The organism is Streptomyces sp. ISL-12, from assembly GCF_018614415.1.
Lineage (GTDB): Bacteria > Actinomycetota > Actinomycetes > Streptomycetales > Streptomycetaceae > Streptomyces.
Genome location: NZ_JAGGOO010000005.1, coordinates 1 through 15,549 on the forward strand (window position 1 = coordinate 1; position 15,549 = coordinate 15,549).

At 72.0% G+C, this 15,549-nt stretch carries 18 protein-coding genes; 12 read left to right on the forward strand and 6 right to left on the reverse strand.

The features are described from left to right. Positions 1-110: 110 nt before the first annotated feature. Complete coding sequence (locus tag J7I94_RS00740) at positions 111-1,244, reverse strand: sensor histidine kinase (RefSeq protein ID WP_215164452.1); 1,134 nt, start codon at positions 1,242-1,244, stop codon at positions 111-113. An 890-nt stretch (positions 1,245-2,134) separates the two neighbouring features. On the opposite strand from J7I94_RS00740, the gene J7I94_RS38905 reads away from it, so the two are divergent. Next, the gene (locus J7I94_RS38905) at positions 2,135-2,845 is read left to right on the forward strand and encodes a response regulator transcription factor (protein ID WP_215164453.1); all 711 of its coding nucleotides are present in this window, start codon (positions 2,135-2,137) and stop codon (positions 2,843-2,845) included. Between the two features lie 18 nt (positions 2,846-2,863). Here the strand turns inward: J7I94_RS38905 and J7I94_RS00750 are convergent, their stop codons facing one another. Continuing rightward, positions 2,864-3,325: an ATP-binding protein gene (locus tag J7I94_RS00750; RefSeq protein WP_215164454.1), complete on the reverse strand. Its 462-nt coding sequence runs from the start codon at positions 3,323-3,325 to the stop codon at positions 2,864-2,866. Positions 3,326-3,522: 197 nt separating this feature from the next. On the opposite strand from J7I94_RS00750, the gene J7I94_RS00755 reads away from it, so the two are divergent. Both J7I94_RS00755 and J7I94_RS00760 read left to right on the forward strand, forming a co-directional pair. Then, positions 3,523-4,407: a helix-turn-helix transcriptional regulator gene (locus tag J7I94_RS00755; RefSeq protein ID WP_215164455.1), complete on the forward strand. Its 885-nt coding sequence runs from the start codon at positions 3,523-3,525 to the stop codon at positions 4,405-4,407. Beyond that, entirely contained in the window at positions 4,404-4,628 is a 225-nt protein-coding gene (locus tag J7I94_RS00760; RefSeq protein WP_215164456.1) for a DUF397 domain-containing protein, read from the forward strand. Before J7I94_RS00755 ends, J7I94_RS00760 begins: the two co-directional genes overlap by 4 nt. Here J7I94_RS00760 and J7I94_RS00765 read toward each other — a convergent pair. Further along, entirely contained in the window at positions 4,622-4,999 is a 378-nt protein-coding gene (locus J7I94_RS00765) for a hypothetical protein (RefSeq protein WP_215164457.1), read from the reverse strand. The genes J7I94_RS00760 and J7I94_RS00765 overlap by 7 nt on opposite strands. Positions 5,000-5,192: 193 nt before the next feature. On the opposite strand from J7I94_RS00765, the gene J7I94_RS00770 reads away from it, so the two are divergent. Beyond that, the gene (locus tag J7I94_RS00770; protein ID WP_215164458.1) at positions 5,193-5,945 is read left to right on the forward strand and encodes a DUF4142 domain-containing protein; all 753 of its coding nucleotides are present in this window, start codon (positions 5,193-5,195) and stop codon (positions 5,943-5,945) included. A gap of 17 nt (positions 5,946-5,962) precedes the next feature. Here J7I94_RS00770 and J7I94_RS00775 read toward each other — a convergent pair whose 3' ends face one another. Beyond that, positions 5,963-6,490 (reverse strand): MarR family transcriptional regulator, encoded by a 528-nt coding sequence (locus J7I94_RS00775; protein ID WP_215164459.1) that lies wholly within the window; start codon positions 6,488-6,490, stop codon positions 5,963-5,965. A gap of 214 nt (positions 6,491-6,704) precedes the next feature. Between J7I94_RS00775 and J7I94_RS00780 the strand changes: the two genes are divergently transcribed. Next, on the forward strand, positions 6,705-7,193 hold the full coding sequence (locus tag J7I94_RS00780) for a nitroreductase family deazaflavin-dependent oxidoreductase (RefSeq protein ID WP_215164460.1): 489 nt from the start codon (positions 6,705-6,707) through the stop codon (positions 7,191-7,193). Positions 7,194-7,216: 23 nt separating this feature from the next. Continuing rightward, positions 7,217-7,681, forward strand: coding sequence for a hypothetical protein (locus tag J7I94_RS00785; RefSeq protein ID WP_215164461.1), 465 nt, complete (start codon positions 7,217-7,219; stop codon positions 7,679-7,681). An 18-nt stretch (positions 7,682-7,699) separates the two neighbouring features. On the opposite strand, the gene J7I94_RS00790 is transcribed toward J7I94_RS00785, so the two are convergent. After that, a complete protein-coding gene (locus J7I94_RS00790; protein WP_215164462.1) occupies positions 7,700-8,794 on the reverse strand; it encodes a Ku protein in 1,095 nt (364 codons plus the stop codon). Between the two features lie 61 nt (positions 8,795-8,855). Between J7I94_RS00790 and ligD the strand changes: the two genes are divergently transcribed. Beyond that, positions 8,856-9,737, forward strand: a complete 882-nt coding sequence (gene ligD / locus J7I94_RS00795) for a non-homologous end-joining DNA ligase (RefSeq protein WP_215164463.1) — start codon at positions 8,856-8,858, stop codon at positions 9,735-9,737. A 205-nt stretch (positions 9,738-9,942) separates the two neighbouring features. Here ligD and J7I94_RS00800 read toward each other — a convergent pair whose 3' ends face one another. Beyond that, entirely contained in the window at positions 9,943-10,749 is an 807-nt protein-coding gene (locus J7I94_RS00800; RefSeq protein WP_215164464.1) for a nuclease-related domain-containing protein, read from the reverse strand. Positions 10,750-10,918: 169 nt separating this feature from the next. On the opposite strand from J7I94_RS00800, the gene J7I94_RS00805 reads away from it, so the two are divergent. The 5 genes from J7I94_RS00805 (at position 10,919) to J7I94_RS00825 (ending at position 15,467) form a co-directional block, all read left to right on the forward strand. After that, complete coding sequence (locus J7I94_RS00805; protein WP_374198340.1) at positions 10,919-11,398, forward strand: dual specificity protein phosphatase family protein; 480 nt, start codon at positions 10,919-10,921, stop codon at positions 11,396-11,398. Positions 11,399-11,594: 196 nt separating this feature from the next. Beyond that, positions 11,595-12,047, forward strand: a complete 453-nt coding sequence (locus J7I94_RS00810; RefSeq protein ID WP_215164466.1) for an SH3 domain-containing protein — start codon at positions 11,595-11,597, stop codon at positions 12,045-12,047. 47 nt (positions 12,048-12,094) lie between these two features. Beyond that, the gene (locus J7I94_RS00815; RefSeq protein WP_215164467.1) at positions 12,095-13,459 is read left to right on the forward strand and encodes an FtsW/RodA/SpoVE family cell cycle protein; all 1,365 of its coding nucleotides are present in this window, start codon (positions 12,095-12,097) and stop codon (positions 13,457-13,459) included. Then, positions 13,456-14,913, forward strand: coding sequence for a penicillin-binding transpeptidase domain-containing protein (locus J7I94_RS00820; RefSeq protein WP_215164468.1), 1,458 nt, complete (start codon positions 13,456-13,458; stop codon positions 14,911-14,913). Before J7I94_RS00815 ends, J7I94_RS00820 begins: the two co-directional genes overlap by 4 nt. Positions 14,914-14,960: 47 nt before the next feature. Next, positions 14,961-15,467 (forward strand): DUF3291 domain-containing protein, encoded by a 507-nt coding sequence (locus J7I94_RS00825; protein WP_215164469.1) that lies wholly within the window; start codon positions 14,961-14,963, stop codon positions 15,465-15,467. Positions 15,468-15,549: the final 82 nt, after the last annotated feature.

Here is a 15,549-nt window from a genome sequence, read left to right on the forward strand (position 1 = left end):
CGTACTGAGCCTGGCACGCGTGCCAGGCTCAGTACGGCAGAGTCGCCAGTACGGGGACGCGTGCCAGGCTCAGTACGGCAGAGTCGCCAGTACCGGGGCGCGTGCCAGGCTCAGTACGGCAGAGTCGCCAGTACCTGGAATCCGCCGTCCGGTCGGGGGCCGGCGGTGAGGGTGCCGCCGTGTGCGGCGATCCGCTCCTTCATGCCGACGAGGCCCATGCCGCCGCCGGGCACGGCCTGCCGGTGTCCGGGGCCGGGGCCCTCGTCGGCCACGTCGATCGTCAACGTGCCCCGTTCCGCGGTCAGCCGGACCCGGCAGCGGGTCGGCGCGGCGTGCTTGACGGCGTTCGTCAGGGCTTCCTGGACGATCCGGAACGCGGACAGCGCGACACCGTCCGGGGGTTCCTCGGCATACCGGGACCGCAGGTCGACGGTGACGCCGGCCGCCTCGGCCGTGCGGACCAGCGAGGGCAGGTCCGACAGTCCGAGGACCGGCCGGAGGTCCTGGGCGCCGGCCGGCTGTTCCCGGCGCAGCACCTTGAGGGTGGCCCGCATGTCCTGCAACGCCCTGCGGCTGACGTCCTCGATCACCGTCAGGGCTTCCCGCGCCTCCTCCGGGTGGGTGGCGATGACGTGGTTGGCGACACCGGCCTTGATCGCGATGAGGCCCACGCTGTGGGTGACGACGTCGTGGATGTCACGGGCGATGCGCAGGCGTTCCTCGGTCTTCGCCTGCTCGGCGGCGTGCTCGATGGCACGCCTCGTGCTCTCCCGCCGTTCCCGCACCGCCGTCCCCGCCGCCCAGGTGGCGCCGAGGACGAGCAGGACGAACACGACCTGCACGGGCCTGGTCCCGCCCTGGTAGCTCTGCCCTCCCGCCACCGTGAGCAGGGCCGCGCCCGCCGCGCACAGCCCGGCGACGAACACCACGGACCGCCCCGGCCGCTGCCGCCTCGTGGTCGCCACGACGTACAGGGCGTACGCCGCGGCGAGGAACGGGGCCGGTCCGACGCCGACGGCGAGCGCCACGCAGGCGGCGGACAGCGCCACCCCGAAGGCCGGTACGGGCCACAACCGCCGCGCCACCAGCGGCAACGCGGCGCTCAGCGACAGCAGCCATACAGTGCCGCCGCCCACCTCGCCGCCGGTGGCGGGGCGCAGCAGGGACACCTGCGGGAGCAGTGCGAAGCCGAACGCGGCCAGCACGTCGAGAACGATCAGGCGCCGACGGGGGAGATCACCCATGCCGTGAACGTATGCCGTCGGTTCGCGGTGCGTCCATGTCTCGGTACGAGTCTTGGGTGCGAGTCCTGGTGCGAGTCCTGGTGCGAGTCCTGGTACGACATGGATCTCCGCGACGGGTTTGCGATTTGCTGGGAATTCCCTGCGTATCGGTCATCGCCACGCCGGCTTCGTGCGGCGGGCGCCTGATCCAGGCGTCCCCCGGTCGCGGGCCTTCCGTTTCAGCCACCGGTCCACCGTGTCCACGCGGTGTCCGGGCCGACTGGATCATCGCCCGGCGGCCGCTGGTCCGGATCAGAAACCGCTGGTGATACGTCCGTCTGTCCGGGTTTCAACGGTTCCGGAACCGCTCCGGCACACGCCCCCCGGCCCAGGCCTGACCGCTGACCGATAGTCGCTCACCAAGCGGAATGATATCCCCTCACTTAAGAGGCGAACTTGCGTTCTCCTCGATCGCTTACGCATACTCGGCACCAGCAGTGCCATGCGCCCTTCCGCTTTCACGCGAATTTCATGCGAATGAATGCTGACCAGAAGGAGACCTGTGCATCAGTGGTTGTCACGGTCGCCTCTCTCAGTCACCTCGGACGCAATCGGCACCTCTCTCGCTCGTCGCCCAGCGCCTCAGCTCCGCGACCGGGCATCTTCTTTCGCAAGGCGCCGAGTGCGCCCGTATCACCACCTTCACCTCTCTTTATGAATTAGCGAACAGAAGGGGTGAACCACGCGCTCAGGCGCGCGAAGCAAAAGAACCAAAACGGGGGTACATCATCATCGAGAAATCAAGCTCCGCTTGGCATCAAGTAAAGGAGGGCCCTTCGGATGAAGAACGCCCTGACAGTGTTCGACACCGGCCGAAACTGTATCAGCGGATGTCCAGGAGGTGCAGGGACGTGGAAATCAACCTGTTCATCATCAGTGACGACCCGATTACCCTCGCCGGGCTGGAATCGATCGTCGATCAGAACGAGAAGTTCCTCGTCATCGGCCGGTCCGTAGGCGGCGCCGACGGTATCCGATGTCCCGAGGACCCCGAACTGCGACCCCACGTCATCATTATCGGCGAGCCGTCCTCGAAGAGAACCCTGTGCGAGGACGCTCAGCAGATCGCCGCGCTGTACCCCAGCGAGAAGTCGCGGCCCAAAATCATCGTGGTGTCCCAGAACGACGACGACGACACGATCGTCGCCGCCCTCCGCGTGGGCGTCAACGGCTATCTTTCGCGCATAGAGTCGCCCGAAGAGCTGCTCCACTCCATCCAGCTGGTGGCCAAGGGGGGCGCCGCTTTCAGTCCGACCGTCGCCTCTCGACTCAGCCGGTACTTCTCTGCGACGCACGTCCTGCCGGAGCTGGCGGGGTTCTCCGAGCTGACCGACCGCGAAATGGAGATACTGGAACTGCTCGCCAGCGGTATGGGAAATCAGCAGATCGCACGCCGGCTCTTCCTGGCCGAGAAGACGGTACGCAATTACGTGTCGCGGATTTTCACCAAACTGGAGGTGCACGACCGGGCCATGGCGGCAGTGGTGGCCCGCGACGCCGGACTCGGCGGACAACCAGACGTCCTGGTGCCGCAGGGCATCGGGGCCGAGGGGGCCCCGTAGGGCCGCGCTCACGCGTCCTCACCTCGCCGCACGGCCAGGGTCAGTCTCCGCGCCGAGGGGCGGCCCGGCGATGATGTCCGGGGCCTTCAGTTCGGCCCAGACCGTCTTCCCGATCCCGCCCTTCCGCTCCTCGACGCCCCAGCGGTGGGCCAGCGCCTCCACCAGCATCAGCCCGCGGCCACCGGTCTCCTCGTCGTCGGGCGTCCGCACCTCGGGCCGGCCGGGGCCCGCGTCGCTGACCTCCACCCTCAGCAGCCCGTCCGCCGGCAGCCGCGCGATCCGGACGCCCACCTGCCGGCCGGGCGGCACGGGTACGCGCAGCGCGTTCGTCACCAGCTCGGAGAGGAGCAACTCCGCCGAGTCGACGGTGTCTTCGGCCATGCCCCAGGCACCGAGCAGTGCGTGGACCAGCGCGCGGGCTCTCGGCACGCTGCGGTGACTGCGGGGCAGTCGGAAGGTGGCTTCGTTGTGTGCAGACATGGCAGCCCCCAAGGGGTCGACGTGCGGTCGGTGCCCCGCAGAGTGGCCAGTTGGGCCGCGGGACGCCGATGTCCATGTCCGGCAGGATGTAGGCGCACCAAGCGAATCTGCAACGTTGCCGATGAAGATGGCCGCAATCTTCCACCTTTCGAGTTAAGCGCGGCCTTGGCGTCCACGTCTCTGCTAAACGTGTCGGCATGCTTACCAAGAGCACCACTGCGAATCCGTCTACCGTGCTTGGCCGCCAACTCGGCGAAGAACTGCGTCGGTTGCGCGAGGCCGCCAAGCTGACCACGACCCAGGCCGCGGAGGCTCTCGACTGCACGAAAGGCAAGATCAGCCGGATCGAGAACGGCCGGGTGGCCGTTCGACTGCCGGATCTGACCGCAATGTTGCACGCCTACGGCGCGGCGGACACTGATCTCGCAGAACGACTGGGCGCTCTGGCGCGAAAGGCCAACAGGCGGCGCAGGCAAGGGTGGTGGAACCAGTACGGGGCCGTCCTCGCCGACACGTACCGCGACTACATCGCGCTGGAGGCCATGGCCGGCGAGATCCGCACCTTTCAGGCGCAGCTCGTTCCCGGTCTGCTGCAGACTCCGGAGTACGTCCGTGCCGTGACGGTGGCGTCGCGGCAGTGGCAGACGGCGGACGAGATCGAGAAGTTCGTGCAGGTACGCCTCGCCCGGCAGGAACGGCTCGCCGGTGACTCTCCCCTGCGACTGTGGGCCGTGCTGTCAGAGGCCGTACTGCTTCAGCAAGTTGGCGGTGCGACCGTGATGCGAACACAGTTGGAGCACCTGCTGACTGCCTCCGAGCGGCCCAACGTGACCGTCCAGGTCCTGCCGTTCTCGCGCGGAGCGCACGCGAGTATGTTCGGCCCGTACGTAGTACTGGGGTTCCCGGAGGAAGCAGCGCTCGATGTGGTGCTGGCGGACAACCCGACCGGCTCCATCTGGCTGGAGCGGGAGGCGGAAGTCGCCCGCTACCAGGACCTTTTCGATGCCGCTCGCACGTCGGCGCTCTCTCCCGTGGAATCCCGCGCCATCATCCGACGCAGGGCCAAGGAGCACCGAGCATGAACCGCATACGCCGCAGCACGCCGGACCTGTCGGGTGCGAAGTGGCGCAGCAGCAGCTACAGCGGCGGCAACAACGAGTGCGTCGAGGTCGCCGACGACGTACCGGCGCTCATACCCGTCCGCGACAGCAAGCGCCCCACCGGCCCCGCGCTCGCCTTCTCCGTCGGGGCCTGGGCCGCCTTCGTCGATGGCTTGCGCGGGGCCGGGCGGGTCGGTCAGTAGCAGGGGGTGCCGTCGTCCTCGCGCCACTTCAGATCGGTGACGTACATCGGCATGGTGAAGTAGCTTCCCGAGACGCCGCTGACGCACGTGGTGCGCTCGGTGCCCTGTCCGTCGCTCTGGACGACGTACGTCATCGTGACGTCACGGGACGTGTTGTTGTAGAAGATGTGGCCCGGGGCGCTGCCGGTCCACTCGGTCTCGGTCGTCAGTGACGGGGTCATGTCCGTGTCGCCGTACCAGTACTCGGGCCACACGCAGAAGCTGCCCACCGGGCAGTTGCCGGAGGACCACGCCGAAGCGGTGGGGGCGGACGCCATGACGCCGAGGAAGGCGGCGGGAACGGCGGCGAGGGCGAGGGCTCTTAAGCGCATGAGGGCTCCATCCGTGAGGGGGCGCCTCACGCTAAGGGCGTGGATGTTGAAAGGTCAAGGATCAATCCGCGGTCACAGCGGGGCACGGGCGGGCACCGTCACTGTTTCGGGGACGGCTTGATTGATCGGGGCTTTGCGTCCGTATCTCCTGGCGTACGAGTCGTTGGTTCCGTGTCGTCGTCCTGGAGGCGCCGTGCGCATGTCCCGCAGCAGGATCGGGGTCGTCGTCCTGTTCGGTGTGCTGAGTCTGACCCTCACCGCCCTCGCCTTTCCCGCCGTGGTCGGGCTGGAGACGAAGGACGGCGGGCAGGACCGGCTCGTGGCCAGTACGCGGTACGGGCCGGTGACCGAGGCCGACCGGGACTTCGTGGTGAAGGTGCGGGCGGCCGGGTTGTGGGAGTACCCGTTGGGCGAACTGGCCATGAAGCGCGGTACGTCGGAGGCGATGCGGGAGGCCGGGGAGCATCTCGTCGTCGGGCACGCCGGGCTCGACGCCGAGTGCCGCGAGGTCGCGACCGAGCTGGGGATCACGTTGCCCAACAAGGCCAGTCCGCAGCAGCGGGAGTTCGTGTCGACGGTGACGGGGAAGCGGGGGAAGGAGTTCGACTCGACCGCGGTCACCATCATGCGGGTGACCCATGGGCAGATCTTCCCCGTCATCGCCGACATCCGCGCGACGACGCGGAACACCCTCGTGCGGGAACTGGCCGACCTCGCCAACGACACCGTCCTGGACCACATGACCGTCCTGGAGAAGACCGGCCTGGTCGGGTACGGCGACGTCAGCTTCAAGCAGACCGCCCCGGCGAAGCTGCCCAAGGACCGGGTCACGCCGCCCCCGCCGCAGCCGGGGGAGCCGACCGCCGTGCTCACCCCGCGGCCGGACCTGAACGTACGGACCGGCGGTCCGACCGTCGCGCCGGCCGCCACGCCGACCGGGGGCTGACCCGGGGGCTGACCGGGTCAGACGAGCAAGTCCGCCGGCGGGTGCGGTTCGTGGCCCGCCTCCGTGAACGCCGTGAGCGCCTCGACCAGCGCGGCCCGCTGGCCGGGGGCGAGGCGCTGGACGACCGCCGCGATCTCGCGGCGGCGGCGCGCGGTGACGTGGTCCACCGTGCGCCGGCCCTCCTCGGTGAGGCGCAGCAGGGTCTCGCGCCGGTTGTCCGGGTTGGTCCGGCGGTCGACGAGACCCGCCCCGATCAGCCGGTCGACCATGCGCATCGCCGTCGACGGCGCGACCTGGAGCTGCTCGGCGAGAGCGACGAGTTTGGTGGTGCCCCGGGTGGAGAGCACCACCAGCATCCGGAACTGCGGCAGCGTCACCCGCTCCTCCACCTCGGCGAGCGACCGCGCCGAGATCGCCACCAGCAGCCGCGACGCCGTCAGCACCGCACGGGTGACCGCGTCCACGTCGTCCCTGGTTCCCACGGGCGGCTCAGGGGACCCCGTGGGCAGCTCGCGTGCCCTCACGGGCGTATCGCACTCCGGCATACGTACTTTCTACCGTGCCGGAGCCCCGCTCATCGGCCCTGACCGGAAAAGCTTTTCCGCCTATCGGGCAGAGGCCGCAGAGGTACCAGAGGCAGCCAGAGGCAGCCAGAGGCCTCAGAGATCGCATAGGTCGCGGGAAAGGACCAGTGGCCCTCCTCGTCGCCTTTGGCCTGTGCAAGGGTTGGCGCCGACGTCCCGATCTGGAAAGGCGATCATGGCGCGTACCGACACCGCACCCCGCCGCCCCCGGCCGCTCACGGGGTGGCGGCGCCTCGTCGCCCGGCTGCCGGTGTTCCTCTTCCGCGTGGGGCTCGGTCCGGTGCTGGGCCGGCGGCTGCTCCTGCTGCACCACACCGGCCGGGTCAGCGGGCTGCGGCGGCACGCGGTCCTGGAGGTGATGTCGTGCGACCGGACCGTACCGAGCTGGACCGTCCTCTCCGGCTCCGGGACGCGGGCGGACTGGTACCGCAATCTGCGCGGCCAGCCCAAGACCGTCATCCAGTTCGGCCACCGCCACCACGCGGTCACCGCCCGGTTCCTCCCGGCCGACGCGGGGGCCCGGATCATGGCCGACTACGCTCGACTGCGCCCGGCGAACGCGCGCCGCCTGTGCGCCTGCCTGGGGCTGCCGGTGGACGGCAGCGAGGGGGCGTACCGCGAGGCGGGCCGCGCCCTCACGTTCGTACGGCTCGACGCCGACTGAGGACACGAGAGGAAGAGGTGATCGTGAGCGCTCCCGGGCCGGGCAGCGGCGGAACGCCGGACGAGGTCTGGCAGAAGTTCCTCATGGACAGCGAGGACGCCATACGGGCCTCCGCGCCCCGCGAACCCTCGGCGCGGGACCGGACACCGGGGTGGCGGCCCGCCCCGGTGGCCGCCGAGCCGACGGAGGCCGTCGGTGAGCTGTGGCAGCCGGACGACCCGGAACCGGCCTGGCGTGAACTGGACGGACGGGCGCGGTTCCGCCGCGTCGCCCGGGTGCTCGCCACGGCGGCGGCGGTCGCCCTCGCCCTGACGGTCTGGTCCCAGCTGACCACCGGCTCGGAGGCGCCGTCCGGCGGGCCCGGTGACAGTTTCGTCGAGCGGGTGGAGGAGGCCCCGGCGCCCCTGCCCACGGCGGCTCCCGCGCCGGCCTCGGGACCGGCCTCGGTACCGGCGTCCACGCCGGCCACGGCCTGGACGGTCGGCTGATCGTCCCGACGGGCGAGGTCAGGCGCTGCGGCGGCCGGACGCCGTCTTCTTCGCGGGGGCCTTCTTGGCCGGGGACTTCTTGGCCGAGGTCTTCGCGGCAGGCGTTTTCGCGGCCGAGGTCTTCTTCGTCGTGTTCGCCTTGCCGCTCGCCTTGCCGCCCGGCTCGGCCGCCGTCGCCTTCTTCGTCGCCTTCATCGTCTTCGTCGGCTTCGTCGGCTTCGTACTCGCCTTGGCCTCCGTTCCCGCCGGCTTCGCCGTCGTCTTCTTCGTGGACGGGGCCGCCCGCTCGCGTTGCGGCAGCTCCCTGACCTCGGCCTCCTCCTCTCCCCCTGCCTCCCCGCGCGACTCCCGCGCCGCCCGCACGCTGTTCTCCAGGGCCGCCATCAGGTCCAGCACCTTGCCGGAAGCGGCCGGGCGCGGGGTCTCCGGAGGCGCCTCGCCGGCCGACTTGGCGGCGATGACCTCCTCCACCGCCTCCCGGTACTCGTCGTGCAGCTCGCTCAGGTCGATCTCGCCGAGCGTGTCCATCAGGGCGTCCGCGAGGTCCAGCTCCTGGTCGCGGACGGTGACGTCGGTGTCGGGGGCGACGCCCTCGGGGGCGCGTACCTCGTCCGGCCACAGCAGGCCGTGCATCGCGATCGCGTCGTCGACCACGCGCAGCATGCCGAGGCGCTCGCGGCCCCGCAGCGCGTACTTGGCGATGGCGACCCGGTTGCTGCGCTTGAGCGCCTCGCGCAGCAGCGTGTACGGCTTCGCGGCCGGGGCGCCGCTCGCGGCGAGGTAGTACGCGGAACTCAGCTGGAGCGGGTCGATGCGGTCCTCCGGGACGAAGGCCACGATCTCGATCGTCCGCGCGGTCGGGATCGGCAGGGCGGACAGGTCCTCGTCGGTGATCGGGACGATCGAGCCGTCCGCGTCCTCGTAGCCCTTCCCGATCTCCGCCTGGGAGACCTCGCGGTCCTCCAGTTCGCAGACCTTGCGGTAGCGGATGCGACCGCCGTCCTCCGTATGGATCTGGCGGAAGGAGATCGAGTGGTTCTCGGTCGCGTTCACCAGCTTGATCGGGATGCTGACCAGGCCGAACGAGATGGCGCCGTTCCAGATGGATCGCACGTTCCGCACCTTTCCGAGCCAGTGGGGGCGTTTTGTACCGCTTTCGTGAGATTCTCATCGTATGGCGCCTATCACCGAGGTGGAGGGGCGGCGGGTGGCCCTCAGCAACCTGGACAAGGTGCTGTATCCCGCGACCGGGTTCACCAAGGCCGAGCTGCTGCACTACTACGCGACCGTCGCCGGCGTACTGCTGCCGCACCTGCGGGACCGGCCGGTGTCGTTCCTGCGGTACCCGGACGGGCCGGACGGGCAGGTCTTCTTCGCGAAGAACGTGCCGCCGGGTACGCCCGACTGGGTCACCACGGCCGAGGTGCCGAGGTCGGAGGGGCCGGCCCGGATGGTGCTGGTGCAGGACCTGGCGAGCCTGATGTGGGCGGCGAACCTGGTGACCGAGTTCCACACGCACCAGTGGGTCGCGGACGATCCGGGCGAGGCCGACCGGCTGGTGTTCGACCTGGACCCGGGGCCGCCCGCCACCGTCGTGCACTGCTGCGAGGTCGCCCTGTGGCTGCGGGAGCGGCTGGCGGCGGACGGGATCGAGGCGTACGCCAAGACCTCCGGGGCGAAGGGGCTGCATCTGCTGGCCGGGGTGCGCGGGGCGTCGTCGGAGCGGGTGTCGGAGTACGCCAAGGCGCTGGCCGTGGAGGCGGAGCGGGCCATGCCGGAGCTGGTCGTGCACCGGATGACGCGGAGTCTGCGGCCGGGGAAGGTGTTCGTGGACTGGAGTCAGAACGCGGCGCGGAAGACGACGGCCGCGCCGTACACCGTGCGGGCGCGTGCGGAACCGGGCGTCTCGGCGCCGGTGACGTGGGAGGAGGTGGCGGGGTGCCGGTCGGCGCGGGAGATGGTCTTCCTCCCCGGTGATCTGCCGCGGCGGGTGGCGGACCGCGGTGACCTGCTGGCCCCGCTGTTCGACCGGCGGGCGGCGGGCACGCTGCCCTGACCGCCGGCGGTTCGGGACGGCGGTCCGCAGGCCGGAGCGGCATCACAGAGGCCCAGGCCGCGCCACAGAGGGCCAGGCCCGCGTCGCAGAGGGCCAGGCCCCGTCACAGAGGCGCAGGCCGCGTCGCGGAGGCCCAGGCCCCGTCGCGGAGGCCCAGGCCCCCTCGCGCAGGACAGGGGACCGCGCCGCAGAAGCCAAGGCCGCGTCACAGCCGCGCCCACGTCCTCCGGTCCCGGGCCATCGCGTGCAGGCCCTCCACGTCCGCCGGTTTGAGCACGCCGCCGAGCCCGGCGAGCCTCAGCAGCTCCCCGTCCGAGAGGACCCGCAGTCCACGCGGCGGCGGGTCGGTGAACGTGACGTCGGCCGGGCCCAGCAGGGCCAGGACGGGGCGGACCTCGGCGGTCAGCGCGTAGGAGGCGCGGTCGGCGTCGGCGCGGACCCGGCGCAGTACCGGCCGGGGCTCGTGGCGGCCCAGCGCGACCAGGGGGTCGGTGATCCGCACCCGGGCCTTGCGGGCGTACAGGGCGTGGACGGCGAAGAGGCCGCCGGGGCCGATCAGCAGGTGGTGGACGCGGTCGCCGCCGGGCAGCGGGACCGAGTGCAGGGTGCGCCAGCCCGCCCCGTCGAACCGGTCGAGGACCTCCCCCACCGCCTGTTCGGCGGCGAGCGCGCGGCGGCGCGGGTCGGGGCGCAGGCGGCGCGGCGGGCCGGGGTCGCGGTCGAGGGCGACGAGGAGGGCCTCGCCGGGGCGGTTGGGGGCCAGGTCGTCGTCGGGGTGCAGGGACAGCCGGGCCAGCTCGGCGGGGGTGGGGACGGGAGGCGGGCCGACCGTCACCGGGCCGGTGAGGAAGGGGGCCAGAGCGTCCAGGACGTCCGCCTCGCGGTCCTCGCCGATCAGGTTGACCCGGGCGGCCTCACGGTCGTACCAGGCGATGTTCCGGCCGTCCGGGAGGCTGACGTAGAGCCGTTCCCGGCCGTGTCGCCAGGCCGGTACGACGCGCAGCCGGCTCATGCGTCCTCACCCCTCACCCGCATACGCCACCCCCTCGACCATGGGAACAGGCGGGGTGCTCCCGGGGCAAGAACCCGGCTACCGTTGGGGGCAGTTGCGCCCGCGGGGCAGGCCCGACGGACGTGAGGGCGGGGAGGCTTCGGTGCGCATCCCTGGGGAACGGCCCGACGTGCCGGTTCCGGACAGTCCGTGGAGCGAGATCGTGCCGGGCCTGTGGATGGGCGGGCACGAGTACCGCACCGGGCCCGGACGACTGGCGTTCGCCTCGGTGGAGGACGAGTTCGACCTGGTGCAGACGCTGCTGCGGCTGCCCGGGTACGGGCCCGCACCGGGCGTCGAGCACCAGGTGTGGGCGATCCCGGACGGCCCGCTCGACGGGACCCAGCTCGCGGGAGTGATGCGGCTGGCGCAGGGCGCGTGCGCGGCGCTGGACGAGGGGCGCAGGGTGCTCGTCCGCTGTTACCACGGGTACAACCGGTCCGGTCTGGTGGTCGCGCACGCCCTGGTCCGCCGGGGCGTGGGCGCCGAGGAGGCGATCCGGCTGATCCGCGCCCGGCGCTCGCCGTGGGCGCTGCACAACGAGCTGTTCGTGGCGTACCTGCGGACGGGTCTGCCGACCGTCCGCCTCCTGGAGGAACTGGCCGAGTGACGGCACCCGGCCCCCGCCCACCTGGACGGACCGGCCGGACGGCGGCTCCCGGCCCGCCCACCGAACGAACTGCCCGGGCGGCAGCCCCGGCAGCCCCTCGCGAATGGCGCAGTGCGACAGGCGGCGCTCCATCGACGCTCCTAATGTGGCGATCAGTCACGTTCGACCCGTGTACGTCCCTCATGGAGGTCATGCCATGTCCCTGCGTTCCCGTTCCTCCTCCCGTCACTCCTCGGGCCGCTCCCTCCTCGTCCGCCGCCTCGCCATAACGGCCGCGGCCGGCGCGCTCGCCACCGCCGCCGCCGTCACCCCCGCCGCCGCGGGCGACGAGTGGGGGGACGACCCGGGGACGAGCAGCTACCGGGGCGACGGCGGCGACCCGGGATACGACGAGGGCCGCGGAGGCCGCGACCAGGGCCGCTACCGGGGCGTCGTCACGGCCGACCGGCTCGCGCTGCGCAGCGCGCCGAACCGCGGTTCCGAGGTCATCCGCTACGTCCACCGGGGCGAGAAGGTCAGCATCTACTGCAAGACCGGCGGCGAGTCCGTGAAGCGCAACCCGATCTGGTACCTCCTGACGGACGGCACCTGGGCGTGGGGCGCGGCCCGCTACATCGACAACGTCGGCCCGGCGCCGCGCTGGTGCTGATACATGCCGAAAGCCCAGCGAAGCCGCTCATTGGGTAAGTTCCGGACATGACGAAGGCCGGAACCGGACCCGGACTCGCCGTGGCGGCGGCGGACGCGCCCGCTCCCGTCGGCCGCCTCCCCCGGCGCCGCGGCATCGAGCTGGCCCTGATCGTGGTGGCCGTCCTGCTCTCCGTGTTCGGCTACTGCAACGTGGGCGTCGCCCAGCACGGCACCCTCCCGCCCGGCGCCGCCGGTTACGGCGCCGGGCTCGGGCTGCTGGCGCTGCTGGCGCACCTCGCGGTGCGGCTGCGCGCCCCGTACGCCGATCCGCTGCCGCTGCCCATCGGGGTGCTGCTCAACGGCCTGGGCGCGGTGCTGATCTACCGGCTCGACCTGGAGACGCCGGGCGACCGGGCGGCCCCCACCCAACTGGTGTGGTCCGCGCTCGGCATCGGTCTGTTCATCGCGATCGTGCTGGTCCTGCGCGACCACCGCCTGCTCCAGCGCTACACGTACCTCTGCGTGGCCGTGGCCCTGGTCCTGCTGACGCTGCCGATCCTGTTCCCGGCGGTGAACGGCGCCCGGATCTGGATCCGGATCGCCGGGTTCTCCATCCAGCCCGGCGAGTTCGCCAAGGTGCTGCTCGCGGCGTTCTTCGCCGCGTACCTGGCCGCCAACCGCGGCGCGCTGGCGTACGCGGGGCGCCGGGTGTGGGGGCTGCAACTGCCCACCGGCCGGGTGCTCGGCCCGATCGTCGCGGTCTGGCTGGTCAGCGTGGGCGTCCTGGTCCTGGAGCGGGACCTGGGCACCTCGCTGCTCTTCTTCGGCCTGTTCGTCGTCATGCTCTACGTCGCCACCGGCCGCACCGGCTGGATCGCGCTGGGCCTGCTGCTCGCCGCGCTCGGCGCGGTCGCCGTGGGCTGGCTGGAGCCGCACGTGCACAGCCGGGTGGAGGACTGGCTGCACCCGTTCGCCTCCATCGAGGCCGGGCAGGGCCCGGGCCAGCTCGCCCAGTCGCTGTTCTCCTTCGCCGCGGGCGGGGTGACCGGCAGCGGGCTGGGGCTCGGCCACTCCGTCCTCATCGGCTTCGCCGCCAAGTCGGACTTCATCCTGGCCACGGCCGGGGAGGAGCTGGGCTTCGCCGGCCTGTCCGCGATCTTCCTGCTGTACGCGCTGCTGGTGGACCGGGGCTTCCGGGCGGGGCTGGCCCTGCGCGACCCGTTCGGACGGCTGCTGGCGGTGGGCCTGGCCTCCCTCGTGGCGCTCCAGGTGTTCGTGATCGCGGGCGGGGTGACCGGGCTGATCCCGCTGACCGGGATGGCGATGCCGTTCCTGGCGCAGGGCGGCTCCTCGGTGGTCACCAACTGGGCGATCGTGGCGCTGCTGATCCGGCTGAGCCACTCCGCGCGCGGGCAGGGGCCGGACGCATGACCCGGCACATCCGGCACGCCGCCTTCTTCTGCCTCCTGCTGCTGGCCGCGCTGCTGGTGAACGCCGCCCGGGTCCAAGTGGTCCGCGCCCCGGAGTACGACGCCAACCCGGCCAACCGCCGCCCCGCCATCGCCCGCTACCAGCAGCCGCGCGGCGACATCCTGGTCGGCGGCCGGCCCGTCACCGGCTCCCGGGACACCGGCGAGCACCTGCGCTTCGAGCGGACGTACGCGGACGGGCCGATGTGGGCGCCGGTCACCGGCTTCGCCTCGCAGGAGTACGGGACGACCCTGCTGGAGCACGCCGAGGACGGGCTGCTGTCCGGCGCCGACCCGATGCTGGCGCCGCTGCCGCTGTGGAACGACGTCACGGGTTTCCCCAACCCGGGCGGCGACGTGGTGACGACCCTGCACGCGGGGGCGCAGAAGGCGGCGTACGAGGGGCTGGGGCGGCGCAAGGGGGCGGTGGCCGCGATCGAGCCCGCCACCGGACGGATCCTCGCGCTGGTCTCCACGCCGTCCTACGACCCCGGGGAGCTGTCGGGGAACGGGCAGGCGGCGCTGCGCACCTGGCGGCGGCTGAACGACGATCCCGACCGGCCGATGCTCAACCGGGCGGTGCGGCGGACCTATCCGCCGGGGTCGACCTTCAAGGTGGTCACCGCGGCGGCGGCGCTGGACGCGGGGCTGGTCCGCGACCTGGACGCGCCCACCCGCTCCCCCGAGCCGTACACCCTGCCCGGCACCCGCACCCGGCTGACCGACGAGGAGCCGGGGTGCGCGGACGCCTCGCTGCGGGAGGCGTTCGAACGGTCCTGCAACACGGTGTTCGCCAAGCTCGGCGTGGACGTCGGCGTGACGGCCCTGACGGCCACGGCGGAGGGGTTCGGCTTCAACGACGACGGTCTGCGCATCCCGTTCTCCGTGGCGCGCAGCACCTTCGACACCTCGGTGGACCGGGCGCAGCTCGCGCTGTCGGCGATCGGGCAGTACAACACGCGGGCCACGCCGCTCCAGATGGCGATGGTGGCGGCGGCGGTGGCGGGCGGGGGGCAGGCGCGGACGCCGTACCTGGTGGAGCGGACGACGCGGGCGGGCGGCGGGATCGTCTCGGCGGCCGGGTCGCGGCCGGCGCGGCAGGTGATGCGGCCGTCCACGGCGGTACGGCTGAAGGAGCTGATGACCGGGGTGGTGGAGAGCGGTACGGGCGGGAACGCCGCGATCCGCGGGGCGACCGTCGGCGGCAAGACCGGCACCGCGCAGCACGGCGTCGGCAACTCGGGGACGCCGTACGCCTGGTTCGTCTCCTGGGCGCAGGGGGCCGGGGGCCTGGAGCCGAAGGTGGCGGTCGCGGTGGTGGTGGAGGGCACGGCGGCGGACCACGGGGACGTCAGCGGGAACGGGCTCGCGGCGCCGGTCGCGCGGGCGGTGATGGAAGCGGTGCTCAAGGGCTGAGACGCGGGGTACCGGCGGGCGGCCGGGCCCCCTTACCGTCCGGTGCCATGACCGACACGACAGCGTACGAACTCGCCCAGGTGAACATCGCCCGCCTCAAGGCACCGCTCGACTCCCCTCGGTTGAAGGACTTCGTCGACGCGCTCGACCCGGTGAGCGCCGACGCCGACGCGGCGGACGGATTCGTCTGGCGGCTCCAGGGCGAGGCGGGCGACGCGACGGACGTGCCCGTCTTCGGGGACTCCTGGCTGATCGTCAACATGTCGGTGTGGCAGGACGCGGACGCGCTCACGGCCTTCATGTACGCGGGGCGGCACCGGGAGATGCTGGCGCGGCGCCGGGAGTGGTTCGAGCGGGTGGCCGAGGCGATGACGGCCCTGTGGTGGGTCCCGGCGGGACACCGGCCGACGGTCGCCGAGGCGGAGGCCCGGCTACTGCACCTGCGGGCCAACGGACCGACGCCGTACGCGTTCACCCTGCGGCGCTCGTTCCCGGCGGGGGCCTCGGAGCCGGTGGCCCTGGAGGTGCCGGAGGGGCTGGGGTGCGGGGTGTGAGGGGCTAGGGCCTGTCGTTTGGATCACGCCGCAGACGCGGGGTCTGGCACGCGCATCTGCGGCGTTGTCGTCACTCGCCGAC